General features: G+C 58.7%; 15 protein-coding genes. 3 read left to right on the top strand and 12 right to left on the bottom strand.

All coding sequences use genetic code 11. The features are described 5' to 3' along the window. Window positions 1-10: 10 nt before the first annotated feature. Window positions 11-1369: a glutamine synthetase family protein gene (locus tag PPUTUW4_RS26395; protein ID WP_015097274.1), complete on the bottom strand. Its 1359-nt coding sequence runs from the start codon at window positions 1367-1369 to the stop codon at window positions 11-13. 38 nt (window positions 1370-1407) lie between these two features. After that, window positions 1408-1758: a hypothetical protein gene (locus PPUTUW4_RS28525; RefSeq protein WP_083884603.1), complete on the bottom strand. Its 351-nt coding sequence runs from the start codon at window positions 1756-1758 to the stop codon at window positions 1408-1410. 278 nt (window positions 1759-2036) lie between these two features. Between PPUTUW4_RS28525 and PPUTUW4_RS26400 the strand changes: the two genes are divergently transcribed. The 3 genes from PPUTUW4_RS26400 to PPUTUW4_RS26410 all read left to right on the top strand — a co-directional run bounded on the left by PPUTUW4_RS26400 (window position 2037) and on the right by PPUTUW4_RS26410 (window position 5101). Continuing rightward, window positions 2037-3413, top strand: coding sequence for a glutamine synthetase family protein (locus PPUTUW4_RS26400; RefSeq protein ID WP_015097275.1), 1377 nt, complete (start codon window positions 2037-2039; stop codon window positions 3411-3413). A gap of 204 nt (window positions 3414-3617) precedes the next feature. Further along, window positions 3618-4370, top strand: coding sequence for a carbonic anhydrase family protein (locus tag PPUTUW4_RS26405; RefSeq protein WP_015097276.1), 753 nt, complete (start codon window positions 3618-3620; stop codon window positions 4368-4370). Between the two features lie 92 nt (window positions 4371-4462). Continuing rightward, window positions 4463-5101 carry a TetR/AcrR family transcriptional regulator gene (locus tag PPUTUW4_RS26410; protein ID WP_015097277.1) on the top strand — a complete coding sequence of 213 codons (639 nt, stop codon included), beginning with the start codon at window positions 4463-4465 and terminating at the stop codon, window positions 5099-5101. 375 nt (window positions 5102-5476) lie between these two features. Here PPUTUW4_RS26410 and PPUTUW4_RS26415 read toward each other — a convergent pair whose 3' ends face one another. The 10 genes from PPUTUW4_RS26415 to PPUTUW4_RS26460 all read right to left on the bottom strand — a co-directional run bounded on the left by PPUTUW4_RS26415 (window position 5477) and on the right by PPUTUW4_RS26460 (window position 15649). Further along, window positions 5477-6499, bottom strand: a complete 1023-nt coding sequence (locus PPUTUW4_RS26415; protein ID WP_015093115.1) for an IS110 family transposase — start codon at window positions 6497-6499, stop codon at window positions 5477-5479. Window positions 6500-6626: 127 nt separating this feature from the next. Beyond that, window positions 6627-6842, bottom strand: a complete 216-nt coding sequence (locus PPUTUW4_RS26420; protein WP_007967989.1) for a TOBE domain-containing protein — start codon at window positions 6840-6842, stop codon at window positions 6627-6629. 33 nt (window positions 6843-6875) lie between these two features. Then, the gene (ssuB, locus tag PPUTUW4_RS26425) at window positions 6876-7682 is read right to left on the bottom strand and encodes an aliphatic sulfonates ABC transporter ATP-binding protein (RefSeq protein ID WP_015097279.1); all 807 of its coding nucleotides are present in this window, start codon (window positions 7680-7682) and stop codon (window positions 6876-6878) included. After that, complete coding sequence (gene ssuC / locus PPUTUW4_RS26430; RefSeq protein WP_015097280.1) at window positions 7679-8461, bottom strand: aliphatic sulfonate ABC transporter permease SsuC; 783 nt, start codon at window positions 8459-8461, stop codon at window positions 7679-7681. The genes ssuB and ssuC overlap by 4 nt, the downstream gene beginning before the upstream one ends. 9 nt (window positions 8462-8470) lie before the next feature. Then, the gene (gene ssuD, locus PPUTUW4_RS26435) at window positions 8471-9619 is read right to left on the bottom strand and encodes an FMNH2-dependent alkanesulfonate monooxygenase (RefSeq protein WP_015097281.1); all 1149 of its coding nucleotides are present in this window, start codon (window positions 9617-9619) and stop codon (window positions 8471-8473) included. A 25-nt stretch (window positions 9620-9644) separates the two neighbouring features. Next, window positions 9645-10610: a sulfonate ABC transporter substrate-binding protein gene (locus tag PPUTUW4_RS26440; RefSeq protein WP_015097282.1), complete on the bottom strand. Its 966-nt coding sequence runs from the start codon at window positions 10608-10610 to the stop codon at window positions 9645-9647. A 106-nt stretch (window positions 10611-10716) separates the two neighbouring features. Next, entirely contained in the window at window positions 10717-11310 is a 594-nt protein-coding gene (ssuE, locus tag PPUTUW4_RS26445) for an NADPH-dependent FMN reductase (protein WP_015097283.1), read from the bottom strand. A 330-nt stretch (window positions 11311-11640) separates the two neighbouring features. Next, on the bottom strand, window positions 11641-12279 hold the full coding sequence (locus tag PPUTUW4_RS26450) for a peroxiredoxin (protein WP_015097285.1): 639 nt from the start codon (window positions 12277-12279) through the stop codon (window positions 11641-11643). A gap of 291 nt (window positions 12280-12570) precedes the next feature. Continuing rightward, complete coding sequence (locus PPUTUW4_RS26455) at window positions 12571-13911, bottom strand: OprD family porin (RefSeq protein ID WP_015097286.1); 1341 nt, start codon at window positions 13909-13911, stop codon at window positions 12571-12573. A gap of 406 nt (window positions 13912-14317) precedes the next feature. Beyond that, window positions 14318-15649: an OprD family porin gene (locus tag PPUTUW4_RS26460; RefSeq protein WP_015097287.1), complete on the bottom strand. Its 1332-nt coding sequence runs from the start codon at window positions 15647-15649 to the stop codon at window positions 14318-14320. Window positions 15650-15718 lie beyond the last annotated feature (69 nt).

A 15718-nucleotide genomic window follows, 5' to 3' on the forward strand; every position in this document is an offset into this window, starting at 1 on the left:
GCCCGGCGCATCAGACGGCAAAGAGCAGGAATTCCCTTTCCCACGAACTGATCACGCGCTTGAAGTTTTCATGCTCGGCCCGCTTGACCGCGACGTAGCCAGTGATGAAATTTTTGCCAAGGTAACGCTCGATGGTCGCGCTGTTTTCCATGCGTTCCAGCGCGTCTTCGATGGTCAGGGGCAGGCGCAGGTTACGGCGTTCATAGCCACGCCCTACCACAGGCGCACTCGGATTCAGGCCTTCGACCATGCCGATGTACCCGCAGAGCAGGCTCGCGGCAATCGCCAGGTACGGGTTGGCATCGGCGCCCGGCAGGCGGTTTTCCACCCGACGGTTCTGCGGCCCGGCATCCGGAACCCGCAGGCCCACGGTGCGGTTCTCTTCGCCCCACTCCACGTTCACCGGCGCCGAGGTATCGGGCAGGAAGCGGCGGAACGAGTTGACGTTCGGAGCGAACAGCGGCAACAGTTCGGGAATGAGTTTCTGCAAGCCACCGATGTGGTGCAGGAACAACTGGCTCATGGTCCCGTCTTCATTGGAGAAGATGTTCTTGCCGGTCTCGATGTCGATGATGCTCTGGTGCAAGTGCATGGCACTGCCCGGCTCGCCGGTCATCGGCTTGGCCATGAAGGTCGCGGCCACGTCGTGCTTGAGCGCGGCTTCGCGCATGGTGCGCTTGAACACCAGGATCTGGTCGGCCAGGGACAGGGCATCGCCGTGACGGAAGTTGATTTCCATCTGCGCCGTGCCGTCCTCGTGGATCAGCGTGTCGAGGTCCAGGTCCTGCAGTTCGCACCAGTCGTAGACGTCTTCGAACAGCGGATCGAATTCGTTCGCAGCTTCAATGGAGAACGACTGGCGACCGGTTTCCGGGCGACCAGAGCGGCCGATCGGCGGCTGCAGCGGGTAATCCGGGTCGTCACTGCGCTTGGTCAGATAAAACTCCATTTCCGGCGCCACGATGGGCTGCCAGCCTTTGTCGGAATAGAGTTTCAGGACTTTCTTGAGTACGTTGCGCGGCGACAGCTCGATCGGGTTGCCTTGCTTGTCGTAGGTATCGTGGATAACGATGGCGGTCGGCTCGATAGCCCATGGCACCACGTAGACGGCGTCGGCGTCCGGCTTGCAGACCATGTCGATGTCAGCCGGATCGAGCAGTTCGTAATAGATGTCGTCTTCGACGTAATCGCCGGTCACGGTCTGCAGCAGAACGCTTTCTGGCAGGCGCATGCCTTTTTCGGCGATGAATTTGTTGGTCGGCGAAATCTTGCCCCGGGTAATCCCGGTCAAGTCGGCGATCATGCATTCGACTTCTGTGATCTTGTGGTTTTTCAACCAATCGGTGAGCTGGTCGAGGTTGTTACTCATAAATGCCTCTAGGCTTGAGTTGTCTGACCCTTTCAAGGTCAGGCGTTGTTTGACGCATCGGCGTCGCGTTGTAGAGCGTTTCTGCGGCAGATTATGGTGTTTGCCAACACTGCCGCAGAAGCCGAGCGTGCAGAATCACGAGCGATGCCCCGAACGATGGTCAGGCCGCTATTGTGAATCGGTTCTATATTGAATGGAGTAACCGTAATGGGGGTGCCATCGCGACCGTCCAGAATATCGGACGGGGACGGTTGAACCGTCGCGGATGGGAGGATCACCGCAAGCGCCGAGACCACGGAACGGACGGTCGTGTCATCACTGATGTGATAAACATGCCGACCGAGCTGTCTTGAGCAGTCGGTGACGCCGATTATCGGCAGGCGAGACATGAAGCACCCCGGTATTATTGCTGTTATGGGTTTGATTCGAGCTTAGCCTTGTTCATTTTTTTACACAACACCCCCGTAAAAAATACAACACGGCCCGCTCAAGCTCGCGGCCGCCAATACGTCCAGCGGAGTAAAATCGCCCCAAAGTGCCTCAAAAAAGCCACACGAGCGCTTTTTTAGGGCAAAAAAGGCCTCGCTTGACTTCGGCATGCCGTTCGGGTTGACTGAAACCAGAAAAGATCAATGATTGATATTTTTAACAACAAAGGTGTTGCATCATGTCGGTACCCCCGCGTGCCGTTCAGCTTAACGAAGCGAACGCGTTCCTTAAGGAACATCCTGAGGTTCTGTACGTTGACCTTCTGATTGCGGATATGAATGGTGTGGTGCGCGGCAAGCGCATCGAACGCACCAGCCTCCACAAGGTTTACGAGAAAGGCATCAACCTGCCGGCCTCTCTATTTGCTCTGGATATCAACGGCTCGACGGTGGAAAGCACCGGCCTGGGCCTGGACATCGGTGATGCTGACCGAATCTGCTATCCAATCCCCGATACCCTGTGCAACGAGCCATGGCAGAAGCGCCCGACCGCGCAACTGTTGATGACCATGCACGAACTCGAAGGCGAGCCATTCTTCGCCGACCCGCGTGAAGTTCTGGCCAATGTGGTGCGCAAGTTCGACGAAATGGGCCTGACCATCTGCGCCGCGTTCGAACTGGAGTTCTACCTGATCGACCAGGAGAACGTGAACGGTCGTCCGCAACCACCTCGTTCGCCGGTTTCCGGCAAACGTCCGCACTCGACCCAGGTCTACCTGATCGACGACCTCGACGAATACGTCGACTGCCTCCAGGACATTCTGGAAGGTGCCAAAGAGCAAGGCATTCCAGCCGACGCCATCGTCAAGGAAAGTGCCCCGGCGCAGTTCGAAGTGAACCTGCACCACGTGGCCGATCCGATCAAGGCCTGCGACTACGCGGTCCTGCTCAAGCGCCTGATCAAGAACATCGCCTACGACCATGAAATGGACACTACCTTCATGGCCAAGCCTTACCCAGGCCAGGCGGGTAATGGTCTGCACGTCCACATCTCGATTCTCGACAAAGACGGCAAGAACATTTTTGCCAGTGAGGATCCCGAGCAGAACGCCGCACTGCGTCACGCGATCGGCGGTGTGCTCGAGACCCTACCGGCGCAGATGGCTTTCCTCTGCCCGAACGTCAACTCCTACCGTCGTTTCGGCGCACAGTTCTACGTGCCGAACTCGCCGTGCTGGGGCCTGGACAACCGTACCGTAGCGATTCGCGTGCCGACCGGTTCTGCCGATGCCGTGCGCATCGAACACCGTGTGGCCGGCGCCGATGCCAACCCGTACCTGCTGATGGCTTCGGTCCTGGCAGGCGTGCACCACGGTCTGGTCAACAAGATCGAGCCTGGCGCTCCGGTCGAAGGCAACAGCTACGAGCAAAACGAGCAAAGCCTGCCGAACAACCTGCGTGATGCGCTGCGCGAGCTGGACGACAGCGAAGTCATGGCCAAGTACATCGATCCGAAATACATCGATATCTTCGTGGCCTGTAAAGAGAGCGAGCTGGAGGAGTTCGAACACTCCATCTCCGACCTCGAGTACAACTGGTACCTGCATACCGTGTAAGCGATTGCAGTAAACACAACGCCGCCGGCCCCACAGCCTGCGGCGTTTTTTTTACTCGCGATTTGTTGTGGAATGCTTACTGTCGGAACCAATGAAATTTCCTACACACCAACCAGATCCTGACTACAGCTACATCCTCACCACAACCTCACACTCCGGCCGCCGGGAGACTTCCCGTTTTCCTACCTACGTGTGAGAACGACCATGAAAAAACAGCTATTGGGCGCAACCATCACTCTGATCGTCGCCGGTTTGTGCACAACCGCCTGGGCGGGTGCCGACGATACGGCCGCATGGAGCTATTCGGCCCCCAACGGTCCGCAAAACTGGGGCGAACTGAAAAGCGAGTACAGCCTCTGCTCATCTGGCAAAACACAATCGCCTATCGATATCCGTGACGCGATCAAGACTGACATTGAACCTCTGAACGTTGCTTATCAGCCAAGCAAAGTCACGGTGTCGAATAACGGTCATACGATTCAGGTAACACCGGTCGACGCTGGAGGGATCACCCTGGACTCCGGCCGCTACTCGTTCGTACAAATGCACTTCCATACGCCAAGCGAAGAAATGATCCAAGGCCGTACCTTTCCACTGGACGCGCATCTGGTTCACCGCAACGCCGCAGGCGAACTGGCCGTGGTGGCCCTGTTGTTTGAAGAAGGCGCACACAACCCGGCCCTGGAACCAATCCTGACAGCCATGCCAAAGCACACGGGCGGTATTGCGCATCTGGACAGGGTAAACGTTGCACAGCTACTACCTGCGAACCTCAACGCCTATTTCTACATGGGGTCTCTGACAACACCTCCTTGTACCGAAGGCGTGCGCTGGAATGTACTGACCACGCCAGTGCAATTATCCCGAGCGCAACTGGAGGCGTTCCAGGCGCTGTATCCGATGAATGCACGCCCGGTTCAACCCTTGAACGGCCGGAGTGTGCACGTCGGTGGTTAAGCGATCCTGATCGCCGGATTTGGGCAGCGGTGCCCATACAGACAAGGTGCTACCCGCCTCGTACAATGCCCGCTGCCCCGCAGGAGACTTCAATGACACGCGTAGCCACCCCCCGCAAACCCCGTGCCCGCAGCCAGGCGCGGATCGATTCGATACTCGATGCGGCCCGCACATTGCTGGCGGCCGAGGGCGTGGCCAGTCTGTCGATCTACAGCGTCGCCGAGCGCGCGGAGATTCCGCCCTCCTCGGTCTACCACTTTTTCGCCAGCGTCCCGGCCCTGCTCGAAGCCCTGACCGCTGACGTCCATGCGGCCTTCCGCGCGTGCCTGCAAGCACCCATCAATCATCACGCCCTCGGCAGCTGGCGCGATCTGTCGCGCCTGGTGGAACAACGCATGCTGGACATCTACGCAGAGGACGCTGCTGCGCGCCAACTCATTCTGGCCCAGCACGGCCTGACCGAAGTCACCCAGGCTGACCGCCAGCACGACCTCGAACTGGGCGAGCTGATGCACAAGCTGTTCGATCACCACTTCGAGCTGCCGACGCTGCCGGATGATGTCGATGTGTTCGCCCTGGCCATGGAGCTTGGCGACCGGGTGTATGCGCGCTCGGTGCAGCAGCACGGGCAGATTACGCCGCGCATGGCCGAGGAAGGGATGCGGGTGTTTGATGCTTATGTGGGGCTTTATCTGCCGCCGTATTTGCCCAAGCGCAGCATTCCATCCTGATTTCTTGAATGGCCTTACTGGCCTCTTCGCGAGCAGGCTCGCTCCCACATTTGAAAAGCATTCCCCTGTGGGGCGAGCTTGCTCGCGAAGGCCGCACCACCGACCCTGGTGAATCACACGCACAAAAAATGTATGGTCAGCCCATCTCCTGCAACCTCATGGGCTGTTTTCGGTAAAGCTGGCTTGCGCTAATGTATCCGGGCTCATTGTGAGCGTTGCTGCAACAACGCTCGACCCTCGATGAGTAGCCGCTCCCGACTGTCCTGAAAAAACCCTCAGCCTCTAAAGCTGATTTTTATGGCAGGTTCTCAGTCGGGCCGTTTGCCGTTTACTGTCATCAGTCAGTGACGTCGCAAAAGCCGGTGGTAAAGCTGTTCAAGCGTTCGGATGTGGGTCGTACTGGCCGCCTTTGGCCAGTACCGCCCACACGATGCGCGCCAGTTTGTTCGCCAGCGCGCACGCGACAACATTGGAGTGGCGACGCGTCAGCAGCTCTCGAACCCAGGGCCCCAAGGCGTCTTCCCGCTTATCGATATGCTGCATGATGGATCGCGCGCCCTGCACCAGCAGTTGGCGGATGTGCTTGTCGCCGCGCTTGCTGATCCCCAGTAGTACTGTTTTTCCGCCCGTCGAATACTGCCTCGGCACCAGCCCTAGCGAAGCGGCAAAATCGCGTCCACTTCGATAGTTCGACGCATCGCCCACATCCGCCAATACCGCGCTGGCGGTGATCGGGCCGATGCCAGGAATACTCTGCAAACGACTCCCGGCATCGTCTTCTTTCAGCTGCTGCTTCAGATCGGACTCGATGTCCTTGATTTCATCATTCAGCTGTTGAATTTGATGATGGAGACGCATCACTACGCCCTTTAGGCGCAACGGAACCGGGTGCTGCGGGTCGTCCAACAGCGCCGGCACGCGGTGCAACGCAGCGGCACCTATAGGCAGGCTGATCCCGAACTCCAGCAGAAAGCCATGAATCTGGTTGGTTGCGACGGTTCGCTGGCCAATCAAAGATTTACGGACACGATGCAGGGCTGAAAGCGTTTGTTGCTCTGCGGTTTTGATCGAGCAGAAGCGCATCGCGGGGCGGCTCGCCGCCTCGCAAATCGCTTCGGCATCAATGAAGTCGTTTTTGTTGCCTTTGACGAATGGTTTGACGTACTGCGGGGCGATCAGCTTCACCTCGTGGCCCAATGCACCAATCTGTCGAGCCAGCCAATGGGCGCCGCCGCAGGACTCCATTACCACCGTACAGGACGGTACCTGCGCCAATGTGCTGAGCAATTGGCCGCGGTTGGTTTTCTTGCGCAATACCTGATGACCTTTGGCATCCTGGCCATGCAGGTGGAAACTGTGTTTGCCAATGTCGATACCGAGAAGCGTCATCGTATTCATGAGAGATCCTCCGCCGAAAACGAGAAAAGCCCTGCAAGCGTAAACCTGCAGGGCTTCTCGGTCAGGCTGACCATCTCATTAAACCCGAAGGGCTAATACCCTCCGGGGTCGCTTGTGCCGCACGCGATCACAACTTGGCGATCGACACCTCGGTGGATTTCACAAACGCGATCACTTCACTGCCCACCGCCAGTTCCAGCTCTTTCACCGAGCGCGTGGTGATCACCGAAGTGACGATGCCGGAAGCGGTCTGCACGTCGATTTCCGACAGCACGTCGCCGAGGACGATTTCCTTGATGGAGCCTTTGAACTGGTTGCGAACGTTGATGGCCTTGATAGTCATGATGTTGATTCCTGTCGTTGGGTAAGACTTGAGTTATTGAGCCCAGCGCAATTGCGTAGGCAAGGGTGAAACAGGTTCCGGTTCCGGCGGCTGGCCGGGTAGCGCCAGCACGCGATTGAGGACTTCGGTTTCCAGCGCCGCCAGCCGGTGGGAGCCGCGCACTCGAGGGCGCGGCAGTTCCACGTGCAGGTCGAGGCCGACTTCACCGTCTTCGATCAGGATCACCCGATCGGCAATCGCCACCGCTTCACTGACGTCATGGGTCACCAGCAACACCGTGAAGCCGTGCTGCTGCCAGAGCCGTTCGATCAGTTGCTGCATTTCAATTCGGGTCAGGGCATCCAGAGCGCCCAGGGGTTCGTCGAGCAACAGCAGGCGCGGCTGATGAATCAACGCACGGGCCAAAGCCACGCGTTGCTTCTGTCCACCGGACAACGCTGCCGGCCATTCGTTGGCGCGGTCGGCCAGGCCCACCGCTTCCAAGGCTTCAAGCGCTTGCGGTCGCCAGTTGCCCTTGAGGCCCAGACCGACGTTGTCGATGATCTTTTTCCAGGGCAGCAAACGCGCTTCCTGGAACATCAGCCGCGTGTCTTCCCGCGCATCGCTCAATGGGGCGGCACCGGCGAGCAATTCACCACCGGTGGGCCGGTCAAGGCCGGCGAGCAATCGCAGCAAGGTACTTTTGCCGCAACCGCTACGCCCCACCACGGCGACAAACTGGCCCGCCGGAATGTGCAGGTCGATTTCGCGCAGCACCTGCCGCGAGCCAAAGGTTTTTTGCAGCTTGCGCACCGCCAGCGGAATGCCGCGCAGCAGGCGTGGAGGTTGTTCCGCGATCATGCCGCACCTCCCTTGGCAACCTGATACGCCGGGTGCCAGCGCAGCCACACACGCTCAAGTCCACGGGCCGCGAGGTCGGCCAGTTTGCCGAGCACCGCGTACAGCAGAATCGCCAGCACCACCACGTCGGTCTGCAAGAACTCCCGGGCATTCATCGCCAGATAACCGATACCGGAACTGGCGGAGATGGTTTCCGCGACGATCAACGTCAACCACATGAAGCCCAGGGCGAAGCGCACGCCAACCAGAATCGAAGGCAGCGCCCCCGGCAGGATCACCTGCCAGAACAGGCTGAAACCCGCCAGGCCATAGCTGCGCGCCATCTCCACCAATGCCGGGTCGACGTTGCGGATGCCGTGATAGGTGTTGAGGTAAATCGGGAACAACGTGCCCAGCGCCACCAGGAAAATCTTCGCCGACTCGTCGATGCCGAACCACAGGATCACCAGCGGAATCAGCGCCAGGTGCGGCACGTTGCGGATCATCTGCACCGAACTGTCGAGCAGGCGTTCGCCCCACTTCGACAGGCCGGTGATGAAGCCGAGCGTCAGGCCGATGCCGCCGCCGATAGTGAAGCCCAGCGCGGCACGCCAGCCACTGATCGCCAGGTGCGTCCAGATTTCGCCGCTGCGCACCAGGCTCACGCCAGCTTCGATCACGGCAACCGGCGCGGGCAGAATCCGTGTCGACAACCAGCCCGCCGACACACTCAACTGCCACACCGCCAGCAACAACACCGGCAACGCCCAGGGCGCGAGACTGTGGATGATTTTCTTCATGACCGCGCCTCAGCTCTGGGACGCGGCTTTGGGCAGAATGTCGTTGGCGACCATCTCGCCGAACGGACTCACGTAACCCGCACTTTTCGGCAGTTCAGGACGCTCGACATCGAGGTGCGGGAACAGCAGTTCGGCGACTCGGTATGACTCTTCCAGGTGTGGATAACCGGAGAAAATAAAGGTGTCGATGCCGAGGTCCGCGTACTCCTTCACGCGTGCGGCCACGGTTGGGCCATCGCCCACCAGCGCCGTACCGGCACCGCCACGCACCAGGCCGACACCGGCCCACAGGTTCGGGCTGACTTCCAGGTTGTCGCGGCTGCCGCCATGCAATGCGGCCATGCGCTGCTGACCGACCGAATCGAAGCGCGCCAACGACGCCTGGGCACGAGCGATGGTGTCGTCGTCGAGATGGGAGATCAGTCGATCCGCGGCTTTCCAGGCTTCATCGTTGGTTTCGCGCACAATCACGTGCAGGCGAATGCCAAAGCGCACGGTGCGTCCGAGCTTCGCGGCCTTGGCGCGGACCTGTTCGATTTTTTCCGCCACGGCGGCCGGCGGCTCGCCCCAGGTCAGGACCATTTCCACCTGTTCGGCAGCCAGGTCTTGCGCGGCATCCGAAGAGCCGCCGAAGTACAGCGGCGGGCGCGGCTGCTGGATGGGTGGATAGAGCAGTTTCGCGCCCTTCACGCTGATGTGCTGGCCGTCGTAATCAACGGTTTCACCTTCCAGCACGCGACGCCAGATACGGGTGAACTCCACAGAAGCCTGGTAGCGCTCTTCGTGGCTGAGGAACAGACCATCGCCCGCCAACTCTTCCGGATCACCGCCCGTCACCAGGTTGAACAGCGCACGACCGCCGGACAGCCGATCCAGGGTCGCAGCCTGACGCGCCGCCACCGTCGGGGAAATGATCCCGGGGCGCAGGGCAACCAGAAACTTCAAGCGCTGGGTCACCGGAATCAGCGACGCTGCCACCAACCAGGAGTCTTCGCAGGAGCGGCCGGTGGGAATCAGCACGCCGCCGAAACCCAGTCGGTCCGCCGCTTGCGCGACTTGTTGCAGGTAACCGTGGTCAACGGCGCGTGCGCCTTCGGCGGTGCCAAGGTAATGGCCGTCGCCGTGGGTAGGCAGGAACCAGAAGATATTGAGGCTCATGGAGTGGTCTCCTTGGGGGATCGAATTATTGGGCTTTCGCAACGGCGGCCGGCGGCGTCCAGATCACGTCTTTGATGCTCAATTGCTTTGGAATCAGCTTGAGCTGGTAGAAGGTGTCGGCGATTTTCTGCTGCGCCGCGACCACTTCCGGAGTCAGGAACAAGGCTCCGTAGCCCTGGCGTTTCACCGAAGTGCGGGTGATGTCTGCCGACAGGCCGAGCAGTGGCGAGACTTGCTGGGTCACGTCCTCAGGATTGGCCCTGGACCACTCGCCCACTGCGCGCACTTCTTCCACCAGGGTCTTGATCACCTCGGGATTTTTTTGTGCGTAGGGTTTGGTCGCCAGGTAGAACTGATGGTTGTCGACGATGCCCTGGCCATCGCGCAGGGTGCGAGCTTGCAGCTGTTGTTCGGCGGCGGCCTGGTATGGGTCCCAGATGACCCAGGCGTCGACACTGCCACGCTCGAACGCAGCGCGGGCATCGGCCGGCGGCAGGAATACGGTCTGGATATCGGTGTATTTGAGGCCGGCGTCTTCCAGCGCACGCACCAGCAGGTAGTGCACGTTGGAGCCCTTGTTGAGCACGACCTTCTTGCCCTTGAGCTCTGCCACCGACTTGATTGGCGAGTCCTTCGGCACCAGGATCGCTTCACTGTGCGGCGCTGGCGGTTCATAGGCGACGTAAAGCAGATCAGCGCCGGCCGCTTGGGCGAACACGGGAGGGGTTTCGCCGGTAACGCCGAAGTCGATGGAGCCGACGTTCAAGCCTTCAAGCAGTTGCGGGCCACCGGGGAATTCAGTCCATTGCACGTCCACGCCTCGGGCGGCGAGGCGTTTTTCCAGGGTGCCCTTGGCTTTGAGCAGCACCAGGGTTCCGTATTTCTGATAGCCGATTCGTAACGTCTCGGCCTGGGCTTGAGTAATGGCGCCGAAGGTGACAGCCGCAGCAAACAGAGCGACCAGACCACGACGCAAAATGACAGGGCGCATGGCGCTCTCCTTTTTGCAGTTGGGTTTTGGCTGCACCTGCTTGCCCGTTGACGGGCGAGTAAGGCCAGTACTTCAATTTTCGGGTGGGACTAATGTTCAGTGGAGCTCATATGCTCCAGCGAGCACTCAACAAACGTTCATTCAACAGGTTCGGATCGAGCGGCTTGGGCCGTCGTGCCATGGCGCTGAGAAACAGCTCCAGCGATTCGTCCAGGCGCTGTTCCAGCTCGGGTGCCAACTGCGCCAGGGCGCTGCCTTCGCCGTAGGCGATCTGGCTGTCGACGGCGAAAATCCCGTGGAGCATTTCCTGGGCTTTCAACGCCGACAGCACCGGCTTGAGCGCGTAGTCCACCGCCAGCATGTGGGCGATGCTGCCGCCGGTTGCCATCGGCAACACCACCTTGTGGCTCAGGGCGCGTTCGGGCAGCAGATCCAGCACGGTTTTCAATGCGCCGGAGAACGAAGCCTTGTACACCGGCGTAGCGATCAGCAGGCCATCGGCGTTTTCAATCTGTTGCAGCAGGTCAATGACCTTCGGGCTGTCGAAGCGTGCATGCAACAAGTCTTCGGCCGGGAAGTCCCGTACCTGATAACTCACCACCTCCACGCCCTGTTCTTGCAACCAACGCTTGGAGCGGTCCAGCAGCACCCCGGAACGGGAGCGCTGACTGGGACTACCTCCGAGTGAGACGACCAACATTCAGACGATTCCTTGAGCGGTGTTGGCGATTCGCGGTTTGCGATCTCGCTTCGATGGAGTGACCTTAACAGCTGATTCATATATCCATAAATCATATTTATTCATTTGGTTATTCGTTTAAGAGATATGCAAGCTCACTTCTTCCAGGCAAAAAAACAGGCCGTCGAAACGGCCTGAAATCCCCTGCTTTGTGGATGCAAACTTTGAATTCTGCTGCGTGTGATCGGCCGCTATCGCGAGCAAGCTCGCTCCCACAGGGGGTACGCGGTCAACTGTGGGAGCGAGCTTGCTCGCGATGGCGGTATCAGCCACACCGCGAATGCCAAAGACTTACCTGTTCGGCTGTGGCGTCAGGCGCAAGTAAGGCTTGACCGCCCGATAGCCCTTGGGAAAGCGCTGTTTGATTTCCTCTTCATCCTTGAGCGACGGCACGATCACCACTTCATCACCGTCCTGCCAGTTGGCCGGTGTGGCCACCTTGTAGTTGTCGGTGAGTTGCAGCGAGTCGATCACCCGCAGGATTTCGTTGAAATTGCGCCCGGTGCTCGCCGGGTAGGTAATCGTCAACCGAACCTTTTTGTTCGGATCGATCACGAACAGCGAACGCACGGTCAGGGTGTCGTTGGCGTTGGGATGGATCAGGTCGTAGAGGTCCGAGACCTTGCGGTCGGCGTCGTCCAGGATCGGAAAGTTGACCACGGTACTCTGCGTCTCATTGATGTCCTCGATCCATCTGTGATGCGACTCCACAGGGTCCACGGACAGTGCGATTGCCTTGACACCGCGTGCCGCGAACTCATCCTTGAGCCTGGCGGTGAAACCCAGTTCGGTGGTGCATACCGGCGTGAAATCCGCCGGATGGGAAAACAGCACGCCCCAGCTATCGCCCAGCCACTGGTGGAAACGGATGATGCCGGCGCTGGAGTTCTGTTCGAAATCGGGGGCGATATCGCCAAGTCTGAGACCCATGGTGCTGCTCCTTGTGAGTGCTTGATGGGTTCAACTGTGCCTGTGTTTTTTATCTATTAAAAAGAATAAATATCGATTTATTTAGATCATTAAGAAATATTAAAGATCTGTTCACTGGACGTGCACGCGCAACCCGCCGAACATCGGCCCCGAGGTTCGAGAAGGCCTTGAGTTGCTGCAAAGAGGGAACTTCAGGACGGGATTACGGGGGTGAACCCGTCCTGAACATGTAAAAGCCCCGCCCGGTGCAATACCGGGCGGGGCTTTTTTGCATCGGTTACGCGAACGCTATTACAACAGCGGGATCGAGTAGCTGACGATCAGGCGATTTTCGTCCTGCGAACGGGTGTTCGGCAGGTCGGTGCGCCAGGTAGCGTTTTTCCACGCCAGGCCCAGGTTCTTCAACGGACCTTCCTGCACCACGTAGGCAACACTCAGGTCACGTTCCCACTCGGAAGCACCGTTGGCCGCCTGGCCACCCTTGGCGTTGACGGTATCGATGTTGTCGCCGTGCAGGTACACCAGACCCGCGGTCAGGCCAGGTACGCCAACCTTGGCGAAGTCGAACGAGTAACGTGCTTGCCAGGTTTTCTCGCCGGCACGGCCGAACTTCTGGATTTGCGAATCGGTGATGGTGTAGTTCGACGAACCGTCACCCTGGTTCAGCCAAGGGAAGTCGCTGCTGCCGTTGCTGACCTGATAACCGCCACCGAAGGTATGACCGGCAACCGAATACAGGAACAGGCCGCTGTACAGGTTGTTGTCGACCTTGCCTTTACCGTTTGGCGCGTTGTAGTTGCCAGTGGTGTAGTACAGCGGGTCGTGACCGTTGGCACCATCATCAGAGCTGTTGAAATAACGGAAATCCGACTTCAACACGCCCGGGCCGATTGCCCAGTTGTGAACCAGGCCCAGGAAGTGTTGCTTGTAGAACTCTTCCAGCTTGCCGTAGTAGTACTGGGCTGTCAGGTCCTTGGTGATCTTGTAGTCGCCACCGGCATAGATGAACTTGTTGCTGTCGCGGAACTTGGTACCGCGAGTGTTCGCACCGGAAATCGACATTTGATCGTTGCTGCTGGAGTTACGGCCTTTAACGGCTTCGATCTGACCACCGACCAGCGACAGGTCCTTGATCTCGGCGGAAGTGATCTGGCCACCCTGCCAGGTTTGCGGCAGCAGACGACCATCGTTGGTCACGATCACCGGGTTTTTCGGCTGCAGGGTGCCCAGTTTCAGTTCAGTCTGGGAAACCTTGGCTTTGGCGGTCAGGCCCAGGCTGGAGAAATCATCTACCGCCTCGCCATTGGATTTGCTCGGGAAAACCGTGCCGCCGTAAGAAGTCGCCGTGGCGCCGTTGGTACCGCCGCCCGAATCCAGCTTGACGCCCAACAGGCCGATCGCATCGATACCGAAACCGACGGTGCCCTGGGTGTAACCGGAAATGAAACGCAGGTCGAAGCCTTGGCCCCACTCTTCGTTTTTGTTGGGACCGGTACCGTCGCGGTAGTCGGTGTTGATGTAGAAGTTACGCAGCCCCAACGTTGCCTTGCTGTCTTCGATGAAACCCGCGGCGTTTGCCTGCTGGGCCAATACCCCGACGGCCACAGCCATGGCCAAGGTGGATTTGTTCATGTTTCGCTCCTCTCGTTTCTAGTTCTGATGTTCCTGGTCCCGAATCGATTGCCCGGGATCCTGAATGCATAAATTCGCGGCAAACCGTCTAGGCCGGTCGTTTGGCGGGCCGCAGGATACATGGCCTTAAAGCCAGAAAGAATTGTTTAAGTGTTTTTAATAGCACTGTGGAATATGGCTTCCCACGGCAGAATCGAGGTATCGGCGGCAAGGCCGATTCCTGAAACTGATTGTCGAGGGACGAAATTGCGAATCCGAGCTCAGGGATGAGTGTCGGACAGACGCACTTTAAGCGGGATGGATAAAAACCAAAAAGAATAATAAATAATCAACAAAGATCATTATGGAATATAAAAATCAGCACAAAAAAACCCCGCCAACCGGCGAGGCTTTTTCACAAGGCTTGTTACAGGAAGCTGTAGGTGTAGTTGAAGATCACACGAGTCTGGTCAACATCAGGGTTGTTGGAAACTTCACTGCCACGGTAGACGCCATTACGCAGCGTTACGCCGAAACCTTTGAGAGCACCCTGCTGGATGGTGTAGTCGATCCGCATGTCGCGCTCCCACTCGGAGCTGTCAGGACCACTGCCGTTGGTCGCCTTGATGTCATCGCCGTGCAGGTAGGCGATCGAAGTTTTCAGGCCCGGCACACCCAGCGCTGCGAAGTCATAGGAGTACTGGCCGAAAGTGGTGTTTTCACCGGCACGAACAAATCCGTTGATCATGGAGTCGGTGAACAGGTAGAAGCTGGCGCCGCCGTTCCCTTCCGGACGGCCATTGCCATCGACCACGTTGCCCTGGTTCAGGTAGACAAAACCACCGTCATCGCTGACGCGCTGATGACCGAGCAGGAAAGCGTTGCCACCCAGGGTGTAGGTGAACATGGCGCTCCAGGTCTTGTTATCGACCTCGCCCGGATTCTTGGCGAAACCGTTGTTGTTGTTGAAACGGAAACCCGGATCACCGTTCCTGCCGTCGGAGCTGCTGTCGAAGTAACGAATATCCGTCTTGAAGGACTGGTTGGCGCTGATCGGTAGCACGTGGATCAAGCCCAGGAAATCCTGCTTGTAGTAGTCCTTCAGATTCGAGTGGTAGTACTGCAGGGTCAGGTCCTTGGTGACCTTCCAGTCAGCACCACCGTAGTAGAACTTGTTGCTGCCCTCTGTACCGCCAGCCACGGCCAGGCCGGTGGAGTTCGAGGAGGCGCGACCTGCCGAATGCTCCAACTGACCTGCGTTGAAGGTCACGTTGTCGATTTCTTTCGAAGTGATGGTGCCACCGTCAAAGGTCTGTGGCAGCAGACGGCTGTCGTTCGCGACCAGGATCGGCAAGTTGGGTGCCAGGGCGCCACCCAGGTGGGCCTCGGTCTTCGAGAAGCGCGCCTTGACGTTAGCGGCTGCACGGCTCCACTCGGACACGGCCGAACCATCGCTGTCGCTTGGGAAGAAGGTGTTGTTGTCTGGGTGGTGACCCTTGCCACCGTCCAGGTGGATACCCAGCAGTGCCTGGGCGTCGATACCGAAACCGACGGTGCCTTGGGTGAAACCGGACAGATAATCGAATTTCAGGCCTTCTGCGGACTCTCTCTGATCCGCACCGCCTTCACGGTTATCGTTGTTGTAATACATGGTCCGGGAACTGATGGACGCCTTGCTGTCTTCCAGGAAACCTGCGGCGCCTGCCTGCTGCGCCACTACCCCTACGGCCACGGCCAAAGCCAAGGTGGACTTGTTCATTGTGAAGCTCCTCTCGATTCTAATTCTTGTATTCCTGGTCTCGAGTCGTCGCCCGAAATCCTAAGATGC

The organism is Pseudomonas sp. UW4 (assembly GCF_000316175.1).
Classification (GTDB): Bacteria; Pseudomonadota; Gammaproteobacteria; order Pseudomonadales; family Pseudomonadaceae; genus Aquipseudomonas; species Aquipseudomonas laurylsulfatiphila.